Annotated in this window: 18 protein-coding genes; 2 read left to right on the top strand and 16 right to left on the bottom strand. The window is 66.3% G+C overall.

Annotated features, from left to right (window positions below; translation table 11 throughout):
* Window positions 1-44 precede the first annotated feature (44 nt).
* The 9 genes from AC05QJ_RS16920 to AC05QJ_RS16880 form a co-directional block, all read right to left on the bottom strand.
* Window positions 45-1,694 (bottom strand): DUF1302 domain-containing protein, encoded by a 1,650-nt coding sequence (locus tag AC05QJ_RS16920; protein WP_476742471.1) that lies wholly within the window; start codon window positions 1,692-1,694, stop codon window positions 45-47.
* Between the two features lie 88 nt (window positions 1,695-1,782).
* The gene (locus AC05QJ_RS16915; protein WP_476742470.1) at window positions 1,783-3,393 is read right to left on the bottom strand and encodes a FadD3 family acyl-CoA ligase; all 1,611 of its coding nucleotides are present in this window, start codon (window positions 3,391-3,393) and stop codon (window positions 1,783-1,785) included.
* Between the two features lie 11 nt (window positions 3,394-3,404).
* Window positions 3,405-4,427 carry a 2Fe-2S iron-sulfur cluster-binding protein gene (locus AC05QJ_RS16910; protein WP_476742469.1) on the bottom strand — a complete coding sequence of 341 codons (1,023 nt, stop codon included), beginning with the start codon at window positions 4,425-4,427 and terminating at the stop codon, window positions 3,405-3,407.
* Between the two features lie 64 nt (window positions 4,428-4,491).
* Window positions 4,492-5,679: an acyl-CoA dehydrogenase family protein gene (locus AC05QJ_RS16905; protein WP_476742468.1), complete on the bottom strand. Its 1,188-nt coding sequence runs from the start codon at window positions 5,677-5,679 to the stop codon at window positions 4,492-4,494.
* Window positions 5,680-5,816: 137 nt separating this feature from the next.
* Entirely contained in the window at window positions 5,817-6,578 is a 762-nt protein-coding gene (locus tag AC05QJ_RS16900) for an ABC transporter ATP-binding protein (RefSeq protein ID WP_476742467.1), read from the bottom strand.
* Window positions 6,575-7,627: a FecCD family ABC transporter permease gene (locus AC05QJ_RS16895; RefSeq protein ID WP_476747955.1), complete on the bottom strand. Its 1,053-nt coding sequence runs from the start codon at window positions 7,625-7,627 to the stop codon at window positions 6,575-6,577. Before AC05QJ_RS16895 ends, AC05QJ_RS16900 begins: the two co-directional genes overlap by 4 nt.
* A gap of 5 nt (window positions 7,628-7,632) precedes the next feature.
* The gene (locus AC05QJ_RS16890; protein ID WP_476742466.1) at window positions 7,633-8,745 is read right to left on the bottom strand and encodes an ABC transporter substrate-binding protein; all 1,113 of its coding nucleotides are present in this window, start codon (window positions 8,743-8,745) and stop codon (window positions 7,633-7,635) included.
* Window positions 8,746-8,761: 16 nt separating this feature from the next.
* Window positions 8,762-9,442 (bottom strand): Fe2+-dependent dioxygenase, encoded by a 681-nt coding sequence (locus tag AC05QJ_RS16885; RefSeq protein ID WP_476742465.1) that lies wholly within the window; start codon window positions 9,440-9,442, stop codon window positions 8,762-8,764.
* Complete coding sequence (locus AC05QJ_RS16880; protein WP_476742464.1) at window positions 9,442-11,769, bottom strand: TonB-dependent receptor; 2,328 nt, start codon at window positions 11,767-11,769, stop codon at window positions 9,442-9,444. Before AC05QJ_RS16880 ends, AC05QJ_RS16885 begins: the two co-directional genes overlap by 1 nt.
* A 178-nt stretch (window positions 11,770-11,947) precedes the next feature.
* Between AC05QJ_RS16880 and AC05QJ_RS16875 the strand changes: the two genes are divergently transcribed.
* The gene (locus tag AC05QJ_RS16875) at window positions 11,948-12,670 is read left to right on the top strand and encodes a response regulator (protein WP_476742463.1); all 723 of its coding nucleotides are present in this window, start codon (window positions 11,948-11,950) and stop codon (window positions 12,668-12,670) included.
* Complete coding sequence (locus AC05QJ_RS16870; protein ID WP_476742462.1) at window positions 12,667-14,031, top strand: sensor histidine kinase; 1,365 nt, start codon at window positions 12,667-12,669, stop codon at window positions 14,029-14,031. The genes AC05QJ_RS16875 and AC05QJ_RS16870 overlap by 4 nt, the downstream gene beginning before the upstream one ends.
* Before the next feature lie 416 nt (window positions 14,032-14,447).
* On the opposite strand, the gene AC05QJ_RS16865 is transcribed toward AC05QJ_RS16870, so the two are convergent.
* From AC05QJ_RS16865 to AC05QJ_RS16835, 7 genes are all read right to left on the bottom strand, one after another.
* A complete protein-coding gene (locus AC05QJ_RS16865; protein WP_476742461.1) occupies window positions 14,448-15,398 on the bottom strand; it encodes an IS110 family transposase in 951 nt (316 codons plus the stop codon).
* A 383-nt stretch (window positions 15,399-15,781) separates the two neighbouring features.
* Entirely contained in the window at window positions 15,782-16,621 is an 840-nt protein-coding gene (locus AC05QJ_RS16860) for an alpha/beta fold hydrolase (RefSeq protein ID WP_476742460.1), read from the bottom strand.
* Entirely contained in the window at window positions 16,614-17,837 is a 1,224-nt protein-coding gene (locus AC05QJ_RS16855; protein ID WP_476742459.1) for an LLM class flavin-dependent oxidoreductase, read from the bottom strand. Before AC05QJ_RS16855 ends, AC05QJ_RS16860 begins: the two co-directional genes overlap by 8 nt.
* On the bottom strand, window positions 17,834-19,462 hold the full coding sequence (locus tag AC05QJ_RS16850) for a dipeptide ABC transporter ATP-binding protein (RefSeq protein ID WP_476742458.1): 1,629 nt from the start codon (window positions 19,460-19,462) through the stop codon (window positions 17,834-17,836). The genes AC05QJ_RS16855 and AC05QJ_RS16850 overlap by 4 nt, the downstream gene beginning before the upstream one ends.
* Window positions 19,459-20,307, bottom strand: a complete 849-nt coding sequence (locus tag AC05QJ_RS16845; protein ID WP_476742457.1) for an ABC transporter permease — start codon at window positions 20,305-20,307, stop codon at window positions 19,459-19,461. The genes AC05QJ_RS16850 and AC05QJ_RS16845 overlap by 4 nt, the downstream gene beginning before the upstream one ends.
* Window positions 20,304-21,296, bottom strand: a complete 993-nt coding sequence (locus AC05QJ_RS16840) for an ABC transporter permease (protein ID WP_476742456.1) — start codon at window positions 21,294-21,296, stop codon at window positions 20,304-20,306. The genes AC05QJ_RS16845 and AC05QJ_RS16840 overlap by 4 nt, the downstream gene beginning before the upstream one ends.
* On the bottom strand, window positions 21,293-22,912 hold the full coding sequence (locus AC05QJ_RS16835; protein ID WP_476742455.1) for an ABC transporter substrate-binding protein: 1,620 nt from the start codon (window positions 22,910-22,912) through the stop codon (window positions 21,293-21,295). Before AC05QJ_RS16835 ends, AC05QJ_RS16840 begins: the two co-directional genes overlap by 4 nt.
* Window positions 22,913-23,054 lie beyond the last annotated feature (142 nt).

The raw sequence follows: 23,054 nt of genomic DNA, 5'->3' as shown, positions 1-23,054 counted from the left end.
GAACGGAAAGAAACCGGCCACGCCGCAGGGCGTGGCCGAGGGCCTCAGAAGGTGTATTTGGCGTTGAACGACAGGTAGTCACGGTCGGCCATCAGGCGGCCCTGGGCGACATCCGGCGAACTGAGGTAAGCCACGTAGGTCAGGCCCACCTGGAAGTTGCCCAGGTACTTGAAGTCGCCGCCGACGGTCAGGCGCTTCTCGTCGCGTCCCAGGCCCTGGTAGGCACTGCCGTCGACGTTCTGGGTCCACACCACTTTGGTGGTCAGGTCGACGCCGTTGGCGATGGACGGGTAATCCATGTAGGCACCGATGCCCAGCAGGGTCGAACCGCGGGTCTGGGTCTCGGACTCGAAGGTGTCGTAGACGCCATCGACGCCCGGCCCGCCGCCAGTGACGGTGAGCTTGTCGACGCCCTGGATGCGCTGGTGCACCACTTCGCCCATGAAGGTGGTCTGCTGGGCCAGGAAGCTCGGGCCGAGGATGTACGAGGCGTTGAGGTTGCCCTGCCAGATCTGCCCGGTGGTCGGAGCGCCGTTGTCCAGGTACACCGAGGCGCCATCGCGGTAGCTGAGGTCGCCGGCGTACTGCACCGAGTCGCCGATCTTCGAGCTGAAACTGATACCGGTCAGTTCCACATCCTCGAAGTAGCCCAGTCGGTAGGCCGGTGCCGAGCCGGTGCTGCTGTGCCGCGCCAGGCGCTTGAGCGACGAATACTCGGTGGTGCCGCTGAAGTCGAAGAACAGCGAGCCGACCCGTTCGTGGTAGCGGTAGTGGAACAGGCCGATCTCGGTGTTCTCGGTAATCCGGTAGCGCACCCCCAGGCCCCACTGGCCGCTGTCACGGGGCTTGAGCTCGCCGACGTAGTTGACGCCGGTGAAGGTGGTGTCCGGCAGGCTGTCGATCACCCCCGGTGCCAGGCGATAGAACTCGGCGCCGGGGCCGAAGGTATCGCTGCCGAAGTAGTCGCCCACCGGGTTGAGCTGGGTCTTTTCCCACTCGTACTGGTAGAAGCCCACCAGCGCCAGGTCCTCGTTAAGCGACCAGGACGCCGAGACCTGCCCCACCGGCAGGTACGAATCCTTGGCCTCGGTGCCTGGCACGTTGAATTTGGTGGCATCCACCGGCGCCTGCCCCTGGCTGATGTTGGCCCAGAACAGGCTCTCGCCCCAGGCCACCAGATGGCGACCGGCCTTGACCGACAGGTACTGGGTGTCGCCGATATCGAAGTTGCCGTAGATATAGGCGTCCAGCAGCCGCGCCTTGCTGCCGCTGAGGCGTCGGGTGTCGTCGCTGAAGCCATCGGCGCGACCGATCTTGTTCACCGTGTCCGGCGAGTCGTTGTCGTTGCGCTGGTGGTAGACGTCGTCGTAGAAGTGGCTGCCACGCAGCACCGCGCCGAGGTTGTCGTGCCTGAGCTGCATCTCGCCGAACAGACTGACACGGTTGTTGATCAGCGCGCCGCGCTTGAAGTTGCGTGTGCCGTCGTCGTTGTTGAGGTCGTTGAGATAAGCGTGGGCCGGCTTGGCGGTACGCATCGAGGCGGTGTAGTTGACCGTCACCGAGGTATCGAGGGTGGTGTTCTCCCCCAGCTCGAAGCTCGGCCCAGCGCTGGCGGCGCTGCTGGCGAGCCCCACGGCCAGGGCCAGCAGACTGCGGTGGCGCAGGTCATGGGTGGCGATCCGGTTCGAAGACATGCTCCATTTCTCCTTTCTTGTTGTTGTGCGGACTGCCAGCGCAGCCTGGAACACCCTCCGCGCCAGCACATCGTCCATTTGGTGAAACTCAGCCCGCCGCCACCAGCGCACGCAGTTCGTTCTTCGCCACCTTGGCCGAGGCGTTGAGCGGCAACGCCGGGAACAGCCGCACCTGGCGCGGCACCTTGTAATTGGCCATGCGCTCGCGGCTCCAGGCGATCAGTTCGTCTTCGCCCAGTTGCCGGCCGTCGCGCAGCACCACGCAGGCGCAACCGACTTCGCCCATGCGCGCATCGGGAATGCCGATCACCGCCACCTGGGCGATAGCCGGATGAGCGATCAGCGCCGCCTCGATTTCCGCCGGATAGCAGTTGAAGCCACCGACGATGTACATGTCCTTGAGCCGGTCGGTGATGACCAGGTTGCCCTGCCCGTCGAGCCGGCCAACGTCGCCGGTGTGCAGCCAGCCCTGCGCGTCGATGGCCTCGCGGGTGGCCTCGGGGTTGTGGAAATAGCCCTGCATCACATGGAAACCGCGCAGGCAGATTTCGCCGGTTTCGCCCTGGGCCAACGGCTGGTTGTGCGGGTCGCGGATGCTCACCTCGGTACCCGACAGCGGCCGCCCGCTGGTGCCAGCGATGGTCTCGGCGCTGTCAGTCGGGTCGCAAAGGGTCGCCAGGCCGCCGCATTCGGTCAGGCCGTAGGCGGTGGTCACCACGCTGAAGCCCAGTTCGTTGCGCATGCGCTCGATCAGGCTTGGCGGAATACTGGCCGAGCCGGTGACGGCGATGCGCAGGCTGGACAGGTCGGTCTCGCCCAGACGCGGATGTGCCAGCAACGACAGGTACAGGGTCGGCGCCCCCGGCAACACGCTGATGCGCTCGTTGGCGATACGCTGGAATACCGCATCGGCATCGAACACGGCGTGAGGCAGGATGGTCGCGCCGGCGATCAGGCAGGTCAGCCAGCCGGCCTTGTAGCCGAAGGCATGGAAAAACGGATTGACGATCAGGTAGCGGTCTCCCGGCCCCAGCCCCAGCACCCGTACGTACTCGCCGAAGGCCCGCAGGTTCTGGCCGTGGGCGCTCATCACGCCCTTGGGCTTGCCGGTGGTGCCGGAGGTGAACAGCAGGTCGCACATGGCCTCCGGCCCGATGGACAGCGCGCGGCGTTCGGCGGTGAGTTTTTCGATGGTCAGGGCGCCGGTGAGGAACTGCCGCCAGCCGAGGTCACGGCTATCCGCCGCACTGTCGGCATCCAGGACGATCTGGTGCTCCAGGCTGGCCGGGCGATGGGGCTGCAGCAGCGCGGTGTAGTCGACCTCGAGAAAGTGACGCTGGACGAACAGCGCCCGGCAGCCACTGCGTTCGAGAATGTCGGCGGCCTCGGCGCCCTTCATCCGCGTATTGACCGGCACCAGCACGGCGCCGGCGCAGTGAATGCCCAGCGCGGCGAGGATCCACTGGCGGCAGTTGGGCGCCCACAGGCCGACCCGGTCGCCGGCCTGGATGCCCAGCGCCATCAGGCCACGGCTGATGGTCAGGACCTGTTCCGGCAGATCGGCATAGTCCAGGCACTGGCCGTCTTCTTCGATGGCGGTGAGCCCGGCGAAGCGCTGCGCGCTGTCGAACAGCAGGCGGGCAATGCTGGTGGGTGCCGCTGGAACGGCGACGATGGGGTTCTGGCTGGAGTGGGTCATGGTCGGGCTCATCATTCGGGGAAGCGGATACGCAGTTGTGCGCTGGTGGGCACGGCCTGGCAGGCGAGAATCCAGCCCTCGGCCAGTTCGTCGGCGTCCAGCGCGTCGTTGATCAGCAACTCGACCTCGCCGCTTTCCAGGGTGCACATGCACGAGGCGCAGCCGCCGACGCGGCAGGCACTGGGCGGATTGAGGCCGGCGCGCTGCAGGGCATCGAGTACGGTTTCGCCGCTGTCGCAGGGCACCTGGTAGTCCTCGCCATCCAGACGCACCACCAGGTGGGCGGCCACCGCCGCGTCGCTGGCCAGCACCGTCGGCGCCTCGCCTTCGCCCGGCAGCGAGACGAAACGCTCCACATGCACCCGGCCATGGGGCATGCCGAGGCTTTTCAGGGCGGCGACGGTGGCGTCCATGAACGGTGCCGGGCCACAGATAAAGGCCTCGGCGTCGATAAAGGGCCGCGCCAGTTCCGCCAGTTGCTCGCTGGACGGCACGCCCTGCAGCGCATCCAGCCAGTGCACGATCTGCAGGCGCCGGGGGTGGGCGCTGGCCAGCTGGCGCAGTTCTTCGCGGAAAATCACCGAGCGTTCGTCGCGGTTGGCGTAGACCAGCAGGATCCGGCCCTGCCCGGCCAGCAACGCCGAGCGCAGGATCGACAGCACCGGCGTCACCCCGCTGCCGCCACCGAACAGCAGCAGGTCGGCATCCAGCGAACGCGGCACGAACACCCCGGCCGGCGGCAGCACGTCGAGGTGCTGGCCTTCCTGCAACTGGCCACACAACCAGTTGGAGGCACGGCCATCGCGCACGCGCTTGACCGTCACACGCAGCGGTTCATCCAGCAAGGGGGTGCTGGACAGCGAATAACAGCGCGGCAGCCAGCCGCCGTCGAACGGCACCCGCAGGGTGAGGAACTGTCCGGGTTGATAACGGAAGCGCTCGCGCAGCGCTTCGGGCACGTCGAACACCAGCGAGCAGGCGTCGGCGGTTTCCTCGATCACCCGCGCCACGCGCAGGCTCAGATAGTCATTCATGGTTCAGCTACTCCGGACCACCGGCCTGTACGACACAGGCCGGCGAACGTTCGAGGGGATGGCGTCAGACGAACGGGTCCGGGTTGGGCAGGCCCAGTTGCACCGCGCCGAAGCTGCGCCCGTAGGCCATGAAGTTGTTGGCGATATGGCCGCGGGCCTGGTGCAGGTCGCGGAACAGCCGCGCCACCGGGTTGCTGTTGTACAGCCCTGAGGCCGCCATGCTGCGCAGCAGGTCGTTGACCCGGTCGGCGCAGACGTTGGTCACGTAGGACGACTGGTAGCGGTACAGCAGACGGGTTTCGGTGTCCGGGTATTCGCCGGCCTCGGCCAGGCTCATCAGGTGCGCGTAGTTGCGCTCCAGCACCAGTTTCAGGGCATCGACGGTGATGGCCGCCTCGGCCACGGCAATCTGCGCCACCGGGTCGTCGGCAGTGCGGGCGCCGTGCTTGCCGATATGGGCGGCGGCGTTGGCGCGGAATTCGTTGATCGCCCCTTGCAGTGCACCAATGGCCGAGGTGGAGACGGCGCGGGAGAACACCTGGGCGAACGGAATGGCGTAGATCGGGTTGGTGTTGACCAGGCGGCCCGGGGTCGCCTCGATACGCCAGTTGTTGGTGCGTTGCACGCGATGGGCCGGGACGAAAACGTCCTCGACGACGATATCGTGGCTACCGGTGCCGCGCAGGCCGAGCACGTCCCAGTTGTGTTCGATGCGGTAGTCGGCGCGGGGCAACAGGAAAGTGCCGTGCTCGCTGGCGAAATCGCCGTCCGCCGGCAGAATGCCGCCGAGGAACACCCACTGGCAGTGCTCGCTGCCGCTGGAGAAGCCCCAGCGCCCGCTGATGCGGTAGCCGCCCTCCACCACCGTGACCTTGGCCGCTGGCATGTACGTGGACGCGATCAGGGCGCCATGGTCGCTGGCCCATACCTCGCGCTGCGCCTCCACCGGGTAGCGCGCCAGTTGCCAGGGGTGAACGCCCATCACGCCGTAGATCCAGGCGGTGGACATGCAGCCTTCGGCGAGGATCATCTGGATCTCGAAGAAGGTCCGCGGGTCCACTTCGTAGCCGCCGAAAGCGCGAGGTTGCAAGGCGCGCAGCAGGCCCGCGGCCTGCAACTCGATGATCGACTCGTCCGGCACCCGCTGCTCGCGCTCCGCCTGGGCGGCGCGCTCCTTGAGTTGCGGCACCAGGCGCCGCGCCCGCTCTACCAGCTCGATTTCTTCCTGGCTTTTTTCACGCATGCTGTACATCACTCGACTCTCCCGATCGGGTTGCGCCCTTGCGCAAGCTGAGGGGGATGATCGGATTCACGAGCAGGGCGTTCATCGTCAAAGCGGACTAGGGGACGCCTCCAGGGTCGGGCTCGAACAGCGCGTCGGGCGATCCCTCAGGCCAGCGCTCGGTCCACAAGAACCTGCAAGCGCCGCCGCGAGCACCGCTCGACCCGGGCCTCGACGCCATACACGGCGGCCAGCAGTTGTGGTGTCAGCACCTGTTCCGGCGCACCGCTGGCCACCACCCGGCCCTTGTGCAACACCACCAGCCAGTCGGCGTGGCTGGCCGCCAGGTTGATGTCGTGCAGCACCGCCACCGCCAGCAACCGATGCGCCGTGACCCGCTCACGCACGGCATCCATCACGCGCAACTGGTAATGCAGGTCCAGGGCGCTGGTCGGCTCGTCCAGCAGCAATACCTGCGGGTTGCGCGCCAGCAACTGGGCCAGCGCCACCAGTTGCCGCTGGCCGCCGGACAGGCTGTCCAGCCCCTGCTCCGCCAGATGCTCGATGCCCAGCCGGCGCAGGGCGTCGAAGGCATTGCCCAGTAAATCATCGCCACCGCCGACCCGCAGCGCCGCGACGATGCTTTCCAGTACGCCGAGGGCAATCCCCGGCGGCAGTTGCTGGGGCATGTAGGCCAGGCGTCGCGAGCGCTCGGCGAAGCTCAGGCGGGCGACGTCCTCGCCCCCCAGGCTGAGTTCGCCCTTCATCCGTTCCAGCCCGGCAATGGCCCGCAGCAAGGTGGATTTGCCCGCCCCATTGGGCCCGACCAGCGCCACCAGGCTGCCGGCCGGCAACGGCGGCAGGCTCAGGCGCTGAATGATGGTGCGCGCCCCGTAGGCCACCGAGAGGTTTTCGATCGACAGACTCATGGTTTTCTTCCCCGGCGAAACACCAGCAACACGAAGACCGGCACGCCCACCAACGCGGTGACGATGCCCACCGGCACGATCACCCCCGGCAAGATCAACTTGCTGGCGATGGACGACAACGACAGCAGCAACGCCCCGACCAGCGCACTGGCCGGCAGCAGGAAGCGCTGGTCTTCCCCCACCAGCAGCCGGGCGATATGCGGCCCCACCAGGCCGATAAAACCGATGGTGCCAACGAAGGCCACGGCCGTCGCCGACAGCAGGCTGATGCGCAGCAGCGAGGCGAAACGCAGCCGGCGGGTATCGACACCGAAGCTGCGGGCGCGATCCTCGCCCATGCGCAGCAAGGTCATGGCCGGTGCTGCGCGCAGGGAGAACGGCACGATCAGCGCCAGCACCAGGGCGAGGATGCCGAGCTTGTTCCAGTCGGCGCGGGCCAGACTGCCGAGGGTCCAGAACACCAGTTGCTGCAACACGTCCTCGGTGGCCAGCAACTGCAGCAGCGACACCAGCGCGTTGCAACTGAACACCAGGGCAATGCCGAACAACACCAGGCTTTCCACCCCGGCACCGCGCAGGCGGGACATGCTCTGCAGCAACAGCACGCTGAGGCAGGCGAAAGCAAAGGCCATCAGCGTCACCTGCACACTCGGTTCCAGCCAGACGATGCTCAGCGGATAGGCGATGGCCAGCGACGCCCCCAGTGCCGCCGCCGACGACACCCCCAGGGTGAAAGGACTGGCCAGCGGATTGTCGAGGATCGCCTGCATCTCGGCGCCGGCCAGGGCCAGCGCCGCGCCCACCAGCACCGCCATCAGCGAATACGGCAGGCGCACGTTCCAGATGATCACCCGCTCGGTGGCGCTCAGGGTCGTCGGGTCGAACACGCCCTGCAACAGATGCCCCAGGCCCATGCCCGAGGCGCCGCTGGCCAGGTCGGCGAGCACCGACAGCACCAGCAGCGCCGCCAGGCCGAGCACCAGGGCGGCCCGCCGCCACAGCAGCCGGCGGTAGCGTGCCGCCGCCACGGCGGCACCGGTTTCAAGCATCGCGGTCACTGGGCGTCGATCCAGTAGTGACCGTCCAGCCCGACCTTGAGCAGGCGGTTGATATCGGCCATGGTCGCGGCCGGATCGATGTCGGCGAAGCGCTCGGGATGAATCCAGCGGGCCATGGCTTCGATGGCCAGGATGTTGAACGGCGAGTTGTAGAAGTCATGCCACAGGCCGTGGGCCTGCCCGGCCTGGATAGGCCGCAGCGGCGCGAACTCCGGGCGTGCGGTGACCTTCAGCAGGCTCTGGCGCGCCGTATCGGCACTGACGCCGGCCCCCAGCAACACGCCAGGCGCGCGATTGCCGGTGGCGATATAGACGTCCGGGTCGGCCTGCAGCACATACTCGACGCTCACATCACCCAGCGCTCCCGGCAGCACGTCGGCACCGATATTGTGCCCGCCCACGGCCTCGACCACCCCGCCCAGGCCGCTCTTGCCGGTGGTATGTCCCGGCGCCTGCCAGACGCCCGGCAGCAGTTCGAGGAAGACCTTGGGCCGTTCGCTGTCCTTGAGCCCGGCGACCCGCTCGGTGATTCGCGACAGGTGCTGGTCATAGAAGCTCAGGTACTCCCGCGCCTCGTCCTGGCGGCCGAGCAACTGGCCGAGGGCTTCGAGGCTGACCCGGGTATTGCGGATCGGATGCACGCGAAAGTCGATGAACAACACCGGCACCCCGGCCTTGGCCAGCAGATCGGCCACCGGGCTGTGCTGGGTCGGGCCTTCACCGGCGATGCTGAACACCGCCAGGTCCGGTTTCAGCGCCAGGATCTGCTCGGCGCTGACGCTCTGCTCCGAGGCCTGGCCGATCAGCGGCAGTTTGCTGATGGCCGGGTATTTCTCGGCGTAGACCTCGTAGGTGTGCGGATCGAGCAGGCGCATATCGTTCTGCCAGCCGACCACCCGCTGGAACGGATTGTCGCGGTCCAGCAGCGCCAGGGCGAAGAACAGCCGACCCTCGCCCAGGACAATGCGCTGCGGTGCATGGTCGATGCTGACGGTGCGGCCCAGCACATCGGTGACCTGCACGGCGCTGGCCGGCTGGGCCAGGCCGAGCCAGGCGCCGAGCAGCATCAGGAGCGGCAGCAGGCGCCGCCAGGAAGTTGCGATGGTCATGGGTTGACCTCCCGTATCAGGTATCGCTCCAGCGACGGAGCAGGTTGTGGTAGACGCCGGTGAGTTCCAGCAATGAGCCCTGGTCGGCGCCCTGTGTGGTCAGGCGCTGGATTGCCACATCCATGTCCAGCAGCAGACTGCGCTGGCTGTCCTCGCGCACCAGGCTCTCGATCCAGAAGAACGCCGCCAGCCGCTCGCCACGGGTCACAGGCTCCACCCGGTGCAGGCTGCTGCCCGGATACAGCACCAGATGCCCGGCGGGCAGCTTGACGCTGCGCTCGCCGAAGGTGTCGCGGATCACCAGTTCACCGCCGTCGTAGCTGTCCGGATCGGCCAGGAACAAGGTGGCGGACAGGTCGGTACGGACCCGTTCGCGCACGCCCTTGATGCCGCGGATGGCGTTGTCGACGTGAAAGCCGAAGCCCTCGCCTGCGCCATAGCGATTGAACAGCGGCGGATAGATGCGCTTGGGCAAGGCCGCCGACATGAACAGCGGGTTGTCCGACAGCCTGCGCAGGATCAGCTCGCCCAGTTGCCGGGCCACCGGGTTGTCTTCGTCCAGTTGGCGGTTGCGCTTGGCCTGGGCCGACTGCACGCCGGCCGTGGCCTTGCCGTCGATCCAGGGTTGCGCCAGCAGTTGCCGGCGCAGGTCGTCCAGCTCAGGGGCGCTGAACAGCCGGTCGATTTCGATCAACATCAGAAGCTGTAGTCCACACTGGCGGTCAGGGTACGACCGGCACCGGGCACGCCGTACAACTGGAAGCCGTCGAGGGAGGCGCCGACGCGGCTGTAATAGAACTTGTTGAACAGGTTGCTGACGTTCAGGTTGACCGTGGTCTGGCTGTCGACCCTGTAGCGGGCGGCCAGGCTGTGCAGCCAGTAGGACGGCGCCTTCTCGTGGTCGCGGGTGTAGATCGTGTAGACCCCGGACGGGCCGTTGGCATAGCTGCTGTTGTTGTTCAGGCCACCGACGTACTTGTTGTCGCTGTAGCGGCGACGGCCCACATAGTCGGCGCCGTAGCTGAGGCTGAGGTCGTCGGTGAGCTCGTAGGTGGTCCACAGGTTGGCGGTCAGGTCGGGAACGTTCTTGGCTTCCTCGCCCTTGTTGGCACCCTTGGTCTGGCGGCTCTTCATCGCCGCGAAGCCGGCGTAGGCCGACCAGCGATCGCTGAGCTTGCCCTGCAGGCCCAGTTCGACGCCGTCGACGCGCTTGGCCGGCAGTGCCCGCACCGGCGCGCTCTCGCCTTCGCTGTACTCCCAGCTGTCGTCCAGCTCGGTGCGGAACAGCGCGGCGGTCAGGCCCAGGCGGTCGTCCAGCAGTTCCCACTTGGTGCCCAGCTCCCAGGTCCGCGATTCGGCCGGCTTGTAGTCTTCGGTGCTGGCGGCGCCATAGATCTGGTTGTTGGTGGTGGCACCGATGGCCGACGGCTGCGCCGCCTGGCTGTAGGACAGGTAGATACTGCCGTTGGGCAACGGCTTGTAGACAATACCGGCACGACCGCCGATGGCGTCGTCGCTGCTCTTGCTGTTGCCGGTGGAGCGCTCGCTCTCGGCTTCCCAGCGGTCATAACGCAGGGCCAGCAGCAGTTGCCATTGCGGGTCCAGGGTCAGGGTGTCGGAGGCATACAGGGCGGCGTTCTTCACCACGCTGCGCGGGTCACCGTAGCCCTTGGACACCGAGGTCGAGGCAAAGTGATGGGCCGGATCGGACAGGTCGAAGAACATCGCGCCGTCCGGTACGTCCATGGTCTTGTGCAGGCCGCCGTAGCTCTCGCGGTACAGCTCCACGCCGGTCACCGCTTCGTGGTGAATGCCGCCGGTGTCGAGGTTGAAGCGCAGGTCGGTCTGGTTGTCGATGATCTCGTAGCGCTTGGACAGGCCGAAGTCGCTGCCGCGCAGGTAGGCGTAGTCGCTGCTGCTGTTGGCGTACTGGGTGTAGGCATTGATGCCGTTGATCGAGGTCAGCGGACCGACGCCGACATACCCCAGGCTGGCACAGCGGGTGCCAGTGCAGGTGCGGCTGCCATCGGCATTGGCCGCGACGAAACGGGCCGGCGACAGCACCGCCCAGTTGTCGGTCTGTTGCCAGCGCAACAGGTTGCGCAGGGTCAGGTCGTCGTTGAAGTCATGCTCGAACAGGCCGGTCAGCGAGCGGGTTTCGCTGCGCTGGGTGTACAGGTCGGAGTCGCCGTACCAGGCATCCCGCGACACGCCCGGCATGCGCTTGCCGTCGGTGCCACGCTGGATCGGCACACCGCCATCGGGGGTGTTCCTGTCCTTCTGGTAGAAGGCATCCAGCCACAAACGGGTGTCGGTGCCCAGGCCAAAGCCGACGGAGGTGGCGATACCCCAACGGTCGTAATCCACTTCATCGCGCTCGGACACGGCGTTGTAGTGCTTCATCAGGTTGACCCGCACCGCCGTGGTCTCGTTGAGCTGGCGGTTGATGTCGGCGGTCAGGCGCTTGTAGTTGTCGGTGCCGATGCCGGCGGACAGCTTGCCATCATCGCCCAGGTGCGCGCGCTTGCTCACCAGGTTGACGCTGCCGCCCACCGCCGACACACCCGACTCCACGGAGCCGGTGCCCTTGAACACCTCGGCCTGCTCCAGGTTGAAGGCGTCGTTGCGGCTGGACATGCCAGCATCGCGCACGCCGTCCACAGTCAGGCTCTGCTCGGCGGCGAAACCGCGAATGGAGAACAGGTCGCCCCAGCCCAGGTTGCCCTCGCCGGACATGAAGGTAATGCCCGGTACATTGCGCAGCACCTCTTGCAGGCTCTGGGCGTTCTGTTCCTCCAGTACGGCCTTGGGGACCACGGTGATGCTTTGCGGTGCGTCCAGCAGCGGCGTGGTGATCTTGCTCGAGGTGACTTCGTCGACCTTGTAGGCCGACTGCTTGCCGGTCACCGAGGTGGACGGCAGGTCGACGGTGTCGGCGTTGGCGGGAGAAACGCAGGCGCCGAACACCAGGCCGAAGGCCGGTGCCAGCGTTGCCGGAAGGCGTTGTGGGGAAGCGAAAGACATGGGTTTTCCTTAAAGTGAATCAGTCGCATTTGTATCCCCGAATGATAACGAGCCGTCTGATGGGACTTTTCGCGCAAATGTAATGGTCGGGCCGTCCATCGCCCGCCAACACATTCCATTACATTTGCCCCGCCCGTGGCGGTGTAAAGTGCGCCGATTCCACTTGAGAAGCATTCCGATGTCGAAACCCGAGCACCTCCTGATCGTCGACGACGACCCCGAAATCCGCCAGTTGCTCTCAACGTATCTGGACGCCGCCGGGTTCCGTACTTCGGTGGCCGCCGACGGCCGGGAGATGCGCCGGCGCCTGGAAGACCAGGTGATCGACCTGGTGGTGCTCGACCTGATGCTGCCCGGCGAAGATGGCCTGAGCCTGTGCCGCGACCTGCGGGTGCGCAGCAACATCCCGGTGATCATGCTCACCGCCCGCGGCACCCTGGTGGACCGCATCGTCGGCCTGGAAATGGGTGCCGACGACTACCTCGGCAAGCCCTTCGACCCGCGCGAGCTGCTGGCCCGGATCAAGGTGGTGCTGCGCCGCACCAATGCCTTCCCCGAACGGGCGCGGATGGACGAAGCCCGCACCTTGCGCTTTGCCGGCTGGCAACTGGACACCGCCAGCCGCCAGTTGCGCGCTGCCGACGGCCTGGTGATCAGCCTCGGCAACTCCGACTACCGCCTGCTGCGCCTGCTGTTGCAGCACCCCAACCGCCCACTGAGCCGCGACTTCCTGCTCAACCATGTGTTCGACCGCGAGCGCACGCCCTACGACCGCAGCATCGACGTGTGCATCAGCCGTCTGCGCCAGCATCTCAACGACGCGCCCAAGGCCGCCGCGCTGATCCGCACCGTGCGCAACGAGGGCTACATGCTCACCGTCGATGAGGTGCGCAGCGAATGAAACGCTGGTGGCCACGGTCCCTGCAGGGACGCCTGCTGGTGATCCTGGTGGGCGGCATGCTCGCCGCGCAGCTGCTCACCAGCAGCATCTGGCACGAGGTGCGCCAGACCCAGGTGCTGGAAATTCCTCTGCGCCTGACCGCCGGGCGTATCGCCGACCTGCTGCATGTCGCGCACCGCCACCCGGAGCAGCTCGATGCCTTGCTCGATGGGCTCGAATCGCCACGCTGGCATCGCCTGCCGGTCGCCCCGGATGTCGCCGACAACGACCCGATGTACCAGATCCTGCTGCGCCAACTGGTCAGCGAGCGCATCGGCGAAGCCGCGCCGGTGCGCCTGCTCGGTCTCGAACTGCTGGCCGCCGACGCGCAGCCGGCCGGTCCCGGCGTGCTGTTCGGCGAAGGCCAGGCCAGTGTCCGCCTGCGGGTGGCGCTGGACCTGCCGGACGGCCGCACCCTGTACCTGCAAGCCACCGAAGACCAGGGCTGGAGCAGCGGCTCCACCAGCAGCCTGGTGCTGGACTACATCCTGCGCATCTACCTGTTGCGCATTCTGGCCGTGGTGCTGGTGGCGATGCTTGCGGTGCGCCTGGCGTTGCGCCCGCTGAAACAGATGGCCGCGGCGGCCGAAGCGCTGGGCCGCGATATCCATCGCCCACCGCTGAGCCTGGACGGCCCGCAGGAAGTGAGCCAGGCGGCACAGGCGTTCAACGCCATGCAGCGGCGACTGATCGACGGCATCGCCGAACGCACGCGCTTCTTTGCCGCGGTATCCCACGACCTGCGCACGCCCATTACCCGCATGCGCCTGCGCGCCGAGCTTCTGGCCGATGAACAGCAGCGCCAGCGCTTTCGCGACGACCTGGGGCATATGGAAGAGATGGTCTCGGCCAGCCTGGACTTCCTGCGCAGCGGAGAACTCGAACATGCCCGCGAGCCGGTGGCCATCGATGCCCTGCTGCAGGCTTTGCAGGCGGATTTCCAGGACCTCGGTGGCGAACTGCACATCCATGGCCGCGCCCTGCCCCTGCCCGCTCATCCGGGCGGCCTGCGCCGCTGCCTGCAGAACCTGCTGGACAACGCCCGCCGGCATGCGCCGGGGCCGGTGGACATTGAAGTCGAGGACAGCGCCACATGCCTGCGCATCAGTGTTGCCGACCGCGGGCCGGGGATTGCTCCGGAGGAACTGGAGCGGGTGTTCGAGCATTTCTATCAGGTGGACAGCTCGCGCAGTGGTGGCGGGCATGGCTTGGGATTGAGTATCGCGGCGAGCATTGCCGGGGCCCATGGTGGCAGCCTGACGCTGAAGGCGCGGGACGGTGGTGGCCTGGTGGCGGTGCTGGAACTGCCTCGCGAGCAATAGAGCAGGTGGTGATCGCTATCAAGGTGCTTGCCGACAGACCTCGTTGGAGCTGCCGGGCGCATGCCTTGGGATCTTCAGCGCTCTTGAGATCGAGCGCCGTCCGCACGGCGCATCGCCGGCAACGCCGGCTCCCACATCTGTTGCAACGCGCCATGGCCTGTGGGATTTGAGTTGCCTGCCTTTGGTGCTGGGCGATCCATTGCGGGGAGGCTGTTGGGCTTGACTCGATATCGCGTCGTACAAACAAGGCGATCAACCATGGCCTGACAGACATAGGTACGTTGCAACAAATGTGGGAGCAACTGTCTTTAAGGATTTTTTTCAAACGCCCCCTTCAGGCATGGCTTCGCCAGCGATACCGCATTGCGGTTTCGCTGGCGAAGCCCGCTTTTCAGTAAATCAGCCCTCGCTTGCTGTCAGGTTGCGGGTATCTGAGATTTCGGTTCTTTCCACTTCGTGCCGTCTCGCAGCATCGCGTTAAGACGTACCAGGATCTTGCGCATGCAGGCCACAATAACGACCTTGGCAAGTTTGCCTCGCGCTCGCAGAGCCTCATATTCGGCTTTGACTTCCGGATCGTGGCGAACCATTGACCAGGTCGACATATAGAGCACACGGCGCACTGCATAGCGCCCGCCTTCGATCGATCTGGGGCCGCTCTTCTTGCCGCTGTCGTTGTTGTAAGGGGCTAACCCTACCAGGGCCGCGATCTTGCGCCCTGTCACGGCTCCGAGCTCAGGCAGCGATGCCATGAGCGTGCCGCACGCAATGACTCCAATCCCTTTCACCGATCTCAACTGACTGGCTTTCTCCTGATTCAGGGCGTTCGAGGCCTTCTCAATCGCCTCATCCAGTGCTTTGATTTTCTGGTTCAGATAAGCGATGAGATCGGTGTAGGTGGATATAGCTATGGCCTGAGTGGTTTGTTGTATCCGGCGCTTGTTGCTGTCTCGATCCTTGACCAGATTGCCTCGCAGCTTGATCAACTCCCCCAGCTCATCCCGAGCCTGGTTAGGCTCAACCGGCGGCAAGTCCTCGATATCTCGGGCAAACTTCGCCAGCATCCGAGCGTCGATTTTGTCGGTCTTGGCAAGCTTGTTCATGGATCTGGCATAGTCACGAGCGCGCTTGGGATTGACGCGAACCACATTAAGACCGCTTAGCTGCAGGGCCTTGAGCAAAGCCCTCTCATAACCACCGGTGGCCTCAAGCAGTACTCGCTCGACTTCAAGCCCGTTCAGGCATGCAATCAGCTGAGCGAAGCCATCAGAGTCGTTACTGATCTGGAACTGCGGGTAATTCGCAGGAAGAAACCCCACATCCACAGTCGCTTTCGAAACATCGAGACCAACAAAGTAGGAAATCATCGCCAAGCCCTCTTACACTCAAGAAGTGAGAGCGCTCTGACCTATCCCTAGCTTGTGATTTCGAGTTTTGCCGCTCATCCAACTGTTCGGGCTTCTGGTCAGAGTGAGAGGTGGATGGCGACTTGGCTCCCACTCGTGCTTTAAGCACCGCTGGCATTCAGTCTGCCATCCACCGCTCTCACCCTTCTGAGTTTAAGAGGCCTTGAAGACACAAGCTGGCGTTGCCAGCGATGCGCCGCGCGGGCGGCGCTCGATTTCATGAACGCCGCAAGAATCAAGGCATGCACCTGTCAGCCTTTGCACCTGTCAGCCTTTGCACCTGTCAGCCTTGATGCGGTCTCCCGACGAGCATTCTGTGGCTATGGCCAATGCAGCGATGGGCCTCAAACCGTTGCCACCAACCCCCGAAACGCCGCCAACACCTCCTCAGGTTTCTCCAGCATCAACTGGTGCCCACACTGCTCCAGCACCTCGAAAGTCCCCTGCGGCAACTGCCGCGCCAGGGCCTCGCCGCCGCTGGCCGGGGTCAACCCGTCGCGGTCGCCGGACAACACCCGCACCGGCAGGTCCAGCCCGGCCAGTGCCTGCGCCGCTGGCCACCGGGCATTGGCCACCAGCGACTTGAATACGTACAGGCGATTGCGTCGGGTCAGGCCCTCTTCGTACTCCACCACCCGCTGATCCGCCTTGGGATGCCAGGCCTTGTCGCGAAACCCCTTGGACAACACCGGCCGGATCAGCTCCAGCACCCACGCCGGCAGGCTGAGCAAACCGCCACGGGCCAGCGGCCGGTGGAGTTGCGAGCCCAGCAGCAAGGCTCCGTCGATCCGGGTAGGCGCAGGCTCCAGCAGGGCGCTCAGGGTCACGCCCGTGCCGAAGGAATGGGCCACCGCCAGGTTGCGCGCGCCGCCGTAGCGCCGAACGATCTCCAGTTGGTCGGCCACCAGCTCCGACCAGGCATACGCCGTCGGATCCCGTGGCTTGTCGCTGTCGCCATGGCCGAGCATGTCCCAGGCCACCAGGCTGTAGCCCTGGTCGCCAAGGCTGCGCCAGAGGTCACGCCACTGGTCCTTGTGGCCGCCACCGCCATGGGCGAAGAACACCACGGTGTCGGCATGGTCGGCACCGGCCTGACGGGCCACGCTCAGGCGCCGGCCGGGACGGATCTCCAGCAGTTCACCCCGCACCAGGGGCAGTCGGGAAAATGCAGTTGCTTCAGCCATGGGCAGTCAGGGCCTCTCCGGATTCAAGGTAAGCGGGCCGTGACAGGCCCAGGTGATCGCGCAGGGTGCGGCCGCTGTAGGCGCGGCGGAACACGCCACGCCGCTGCAGTTCCGGCACCACGCCCTCAACGAAACGTTGCAGCCCGCCGGGCAGGTACGGCGGCATGATGTTGAAGCCATCGGCGGCGCCTTCGTCGAACCACTGCTGCATGCGATCGGCAATGGTCTGCGGTGTACCCACCAGCACCAGATGGCCACGGGCGGCCGCCATGCGCAGGTACAACTGGCGAATGCTCAGGTTTTCCCGGCGGGCCACGGCGATCAGCAGGTCGCGGCGGCTGACGCCCGACTGGGTGCTCGGCAATTCCGGCAGCGGCCCGTCCAGCGGGAACGCAGACAGGTCAGTGCCACCGGCGATATCCGCCAGCAGCGACAGCCCCACCTGCGGCTGCACCAGCGCCTGCAATTGCTGGTACAAGGCCTCGGCTTCGCGTTCGCTATCAGCGACGATGGGCAGCAGGCCCGGCATGATTTTCAGTTGCCCGGCGTGGCGCCCGTAGCGTGGCAGCAGCGCTTTCAGTTCGCGGTAGAAACGCCGCGCACCGTCCAGTTCCGGCTGGGCGGTGAAGACCATTTCGGCATGGGCCGCCGCCAGCTCGCAACCCGCCTTCGAGGCCCCCGCCAGCACCTGTACCGGCGCCACCTGGCGCGCGCGCCAGTGCCCCTGCACCTTGCCGAGGAACTCCCGCGCCAGGCCATAGCGCCGGGCATGTTCGAAATGAGCCTGGCGACCGAAGTTGAAGGCTTCCTCGGCATTGCTCGAGGTCACCAGGTTCCAGCCGCTGCGCCCGCCGCTCAGGGCCTCCAGCGAGGCGAAACTGTCGGCGACGGTGTCCACGCGGTTGTACGAGGTGGTCACCGTAGCCACCAGGCCGATGCGCTCGGTCACGGCGGCGAGCGAAGCCAGCAAGGTCAGCGGCTCGAAATGCTCGGTGCGCGACATGCGGCTCAAGGCGTCGAGGTCGCCGGGCAGCATGGCCAGGGTGTCGGACAGGAACAGCGCATCGAAGCAGCCCTGCTCGGCAGTCTGTGCCAGCTGCCGGTAATGCTGGAAGTCCAGCCCGCCATCGGCACTGGCCTCGGGGTGCCGCCAGCCGGCGACATGGTGCCCGGTGGCCATGAGAAAGGCATTCAGGCTCATCATCCCGCGGCTCATGGGCTCACCTGCGCGGTCACGGCGTGAGGCTGTGGCAGCGCTACAGCGCCGAGCAGCGCCCGGGTGTACGGATGTTTCGGCCGGGTCAGCACCTGGCTGGCCGCGCCCTGCTCCACCACCTGCCCGCCCTGCATCACCGCAATGCGGTCGCACAGCCGCGCCGCCACCCGCAGGTCGTGGGTGATGAAGACAATGCTCAGTTTCAGCCGCCGCTGCAGCGACTCCAGCAACTCGAGGATCTGCACCTGGATCAGCGCATCCAGCGCCGACACGCACTCGTCGGCGATCAGCACCTTCGGCTGCACCGCCAGCGCCCGGGCAATGCCGATGCGCTGGCGCTGGCCGCCGGAAAACTCGTGGGGAAAACGCTCCAGCGCGGTGGCCGGCAAGCCCACCAGTTCCAGCACTTCGCGGGCCCGGCGCGCCGCTTCGGCAGCGTCCACGCCCTGGGCCAGCGGGCCGGTCATGAGGATATCGGCGATGCGCTGGCGCGGGTTCAGCGACGCGAACGGGTCCTGGAAAATCATCTGCACCTCGCCACGCAGCGGCCGCAGGCGCCGCTGCGACAGCCCGGCCACCTCGTGGCCGAGCCACTGGATACTGCCGGACTCCACTGGCAACAGCCGCACCAGCGCCCGGCCCAGGGTAGATTTGCCAGAACCGGATTCGCCGACGATGCCCAGGGTCTCGCCTTCGGCCAGTTGCACATCGACGCCATCGAGGGCCCGGGTAATGCGCCGTTTCCACCAGCCGCCACGGCTGTTGAAGCGTTTCTCCAGTTGCTGCGCTCGCAGCACCGGCGACGCCGCGGCCAGTTGCGGACGGGGTTGCAGTGGCTGGGCCGTCACCGCCGCAATCAGTTGCCGGGTGTAGGCCTGGCGCGGCGCGTCCAGCACCTCGCGGGCACTGCCTTGTTCCACCAGATGGCCCTTCTCAAGCACCAACACGCGGTCGGCGATGGCCTGGACCACGGCGAAATCGTGGGTGATGAACAACATCGCCATGCCCTTGTCGCGCTGGATGCGCCGCAGCAGCGCGAGAATCTGCGCCTGGGTGGTGACATCCAGCGCCGAGGTGGGCTCGTCGGCAATCAACAGTGCCGGTTCGAAGGCCAGCGCCATGGCAATCACCACCCGCTGGCGCTGCCCGCCGGACAATTCGAAGGGATAGGCATGGCACAGTCGCTCGGGATCGGGCAGGCCGACATAACCGAGCAGCTCGACCACTCGCTGGCGTCGCACTCGAGCGCTCTTCACACCGTGGTCCTGCAAGGTCTCGTCGATCTGCCGGCCGACGCTGAGCAACGGGTTGAGGGCGCTCATCGGCTCCTGGAACACCATGCTCACCGTGCGCCCGCGCAACTGGCGCATCTGTTCTTCGTCGTGCTCCGCCAAATCGGCGCCACGCAGCAGGATCCGGCCGCCATCGACCTTCAGCGGCGCCGGCAACAGGCGCAGCAAGGCCTTGGCCAGCATGGACTTGCCCGAGCCCGACTCGCCCACCACACACAGGCATTCGCCGGCGCGCAATTGCAGTGACAGGTCGTACAGGGCGTGGCTACGGTCGGCGCCGGCGGGCAACGCGATGCGCAGGTGTTCGATGTTCAACAGGCTGGCCGAGGTCATTGGGCGGCTCCTGGTCGGCGGGCGGGCTCGAAGGCGATACGCAGGCCCTCGCCCACGCGGTTGACGGCCAGTACGCAGAAGACGATGGCCAGGCCCGGCAGCAGGCTCATCCACCAGGCTTCGCGCAGCAACCCGCGGGAGGCGTTGATCATGTAGCCCCAGCTCATGGCTTCCGGATCGCCGAGGCCGAGGAAGGCCAGCGCCGCTTCGGTGAGAATCGCTGTGGCCATGACGAAGGTCAGGGTCACCAGCAGCGGCGCCAGGGCGTTGGGCAGGATCTGCCGGAACACGATGGCCAGCGGCGACTGGCCCAGCACCCGGGCGGCCTGTACGAACTCGCGCTGGCGCAGGCTGAGGAATTCGGCGCGCACCAGGCGCGCCACCGCCGGCCAGGCCACCAGCGAGATGGCGAGGACGATGGAGCCCAGGGACGGTTCGAGAGTCGCCACCAGGATCACCGCCAGCACCAGTTGCGGAATGATCTGGAAGAACTCGGCAATGCGCATCAGCACGCCGTCCAGCCAGCCGCCGAAATAACCGGCCAGCGCCCCTACCAGCAGACCGGTGAGCAAGGTGGCGAGGCTTGCCAGCGCGCCCACTGCCAGGGACACCCGGGCGCCATACAGCAGGCCGCTGCCCAGGTCACGCCCGAGCAGGTCGCTGCCCAGCCAATGGCTCGCGTCCTGGAACGGGGGCAGCATCGGCTCGGCGTTCATTTCCCATGGCGAGCCCTGGGCCAGCCAGGGCGCAGCCAGCGCCAGCAGGGCCAACAGCAACAGCCAGGCGGCGCCGATCAGGGCCGAGGGCTGGGCGACGAAGCGCCGCCAGACAGTGGAATGGCTCATGCGCCCTGCCCTCCGGCGCCAATGCGCGGGTCGAGCAGGCGGCAGGCCAGATCGGTCAGCAGGTTGAAGCCGACCACCAGCAGTGAAATCACCAGGAAACCTCCCATCAGCACGCCGTAGTCGCGTTGCGACAGGGCGTCGTACATCAGCCGGCCGATGCCCGGCCAGGAATAGACCACCTCCACCAGCAGCGCGCCGCTGGCCAGTTGGCCCAGTTGCAGCCCGGCGAAGGTCACCACCGGCAGCAAGGCGTTGCGCAGCACGTGGCCAAGCAAGATCCGTCGCGGCCGCAGGCCCTTGGCCCGGGCGGTATAGACGTACTCCTGGCTCATCGCCTCCAGGGTCGCGGCACGGGTCAGGTGAACGTACAGCGCCAGGAACAGAAAACTCAGGGACAGGCACGGCAGCAGCAGATGACGCAGGCGGTCAGCCAGCCAGGCACCGCCGTGCAGCTCGCGGGCCACGGTCTCCAGGCCGAAGGCCGGCAGCCAGTCCAGACTCACCGAAAACAGCAGGATCAGCAGCATCGCCAGCCAGAACGTGGGGATCGAGTACAGCAGCAGCGCGCCATGGGAAATCACCCCGTCCAGCCAATGCCGGCGCTGCCGGGCATGGGCCGCCAGCACGCCAAGGCTCACCCCCAGCAGCGACGACAGCAGGAAGGCCGAGCCCATAAGGCTCAGGGTCGCCGGCAGGCGCTCGGCCAGCAGCGTCCAGACCGGCGTCTGATTGCGGTAGGAATAACCGAGGTCGAGGTGCGCGACCTGGCCCAGGTACACCAGCAATTGCTGGCCCAGGGGCAGGTCGAGGCCCATGTCCTGGCGCAGCTTGGCGATGAACGCCGCATCATCGACACCGGCCTCCCCCGCCATCAGCAGTGCCGGATCGCCCGGTGCCAGGCGAATCAGCAGGAACGCCAGCACCAGCACGCCCAGCACCATCAGCCCGGCACGACCGACCCGCGCGCCGAAGAACAGCAGCGCGCTCATGGCGCCGGGGCGTCGAGGTAGACGCTCTCGTAGTCTTCGTTGAGGCTGGTGGCGGTGCGCAGCAGGTTGTGCACCTGCTTGTGGTACAGGGTCGGGTAGCGCATCTCGAAGATCGGCGCGATGGGCAGCTCGGTGTTCAGCAGGTTTTCCAGTTGGCTGTAGAGCTTCTGCCTTTCGGGGCCTTCGGCCGTATCGGCCACCTGGTTCCACAGGCGGTCCACTTCGGGATTGCTATAGCCACCGACGTTGGCGAAAGGCGAGGTCTTGAGGATGTAGTCGGAGCGATACAGATAGGCGTTGGTCAGGTAGGGATCACCGATCTGGAAGATGAAGTTGTAGGTCAGGTCGAAGTCCCAGTCGCTGACCCGCTGGAACCAGGTGGCGGCGTCCGAGGTGACCACCTGGACCTTGAAGCCCAGCGGTTGCAGGGCCTGCTTGGTGTATTCGGCGAGCCGCTCCCAGGCGCCGCCTTTCTCGCCATTGAGCAGGCGGATGCGTACCGCGCCGACATCCACGCCGGACTCGGCGATCAGTGCCTTGGCCTTCTTCAGGTCGTAGTCGTACTGCGGCAGTTGCCCGTCGTGGTACGGCGAGTGTGCGGCGAAAGGCCCCTTCGCCACTTCACCGGCACCGAAGAAGATGTTCTTGACGATGAAATCGCGGTTCAGCGCGTGGAGGATCGCCTGGCGCACCTTGGGATTGTCCAGCGGCGGCTTGCGCGTGTTGATCTGCAGGAACGCCAGGCCGGCGTACAGCTCCCAGCCCTTGTCCGACGCCGTCACATCGGGCAACGCGCCCAGGCGCTTGAGGTCGGAATAGTCGGCGTCGCCGCCGCGCAGCACCTGCACGTCGTTGCGTTCGAACGCCGCGGCGCGGGACGAGCCATCGGGAATCACATGAAAGACCACGCCGTCCAGATGCGGCAGCCCCGGTTTCCAGTAATGGGCGTTCTTCGCCAGCTTGATCCAGGCGCCGCGCTTCCATTCCTGGAACACGAACGGCCCGGTGCCCACCGGCTTCAGGTTGTAGGGGTTGGCGCGAAAATCGGTGCCTTCGTAGAGGTGTTTAGGCACCACCGGGCGCAGGCCGCTGCCCAGCAGCGAAAGCAAGGGCGCGAAGGGCTTTTTCAGGTGGAAGGTGACTTGCAGCGGCTGGCTGGAATCGATGGAGGCCACGTACTGCTCGAAGATGCTCGCCATGCGCTTGTCCACCTCCGGGTAGAAGGTGTTGAAGCTGAACAGCACGTCCTGCTCGCTGAACGGCTTGCCGTCGTGCCAGGTCACGCCCGGTTGCAGCTCGAAGGTGTAGGTCAGGCCGTCCGCCGACTGGCTCCAGCTTTTCGCCAACACCGCTTGCGGTGTGAGCCCGGTATCGAAGGTCAGCAGGCCCTGCAGCACCTTGCCGCTGACGTACTGGGTGGACACATGGGTGACCACGCCATACATCAGCGACGGCGGCTCCGGCTGGGCCACCAGGTTGAGCACGCCGCCGTCGCGGGGTTCGGCCAGGGCGTTGCCGGCGATCAGCGTAGCGCAGGCCAGCAGCGCGGCGCCCAGCCCTTTCAACAGATGACGCGGCCCGATCCGGGGCGGATGACGATGGGAATGACGGGGCATGGTGACTCCTTGGCAAATGGTCCAGCGACTGTGCCAAGGGGTTTAGCAAGCGCTGTGCCACGCCCTTTGCGGCCTGCAAAGCCGCAGGATTCGCCGTGTTGCCCAGCACGCGCTGATGAAAAAACCACAGCGCCCGGCGCCA

This window comes from Pseudomonas sp. TUM25319 (assembly GCF_056388475.1).
This window is presented reverse-complemented; position numbering and strand designations above follow the sequence as displayed.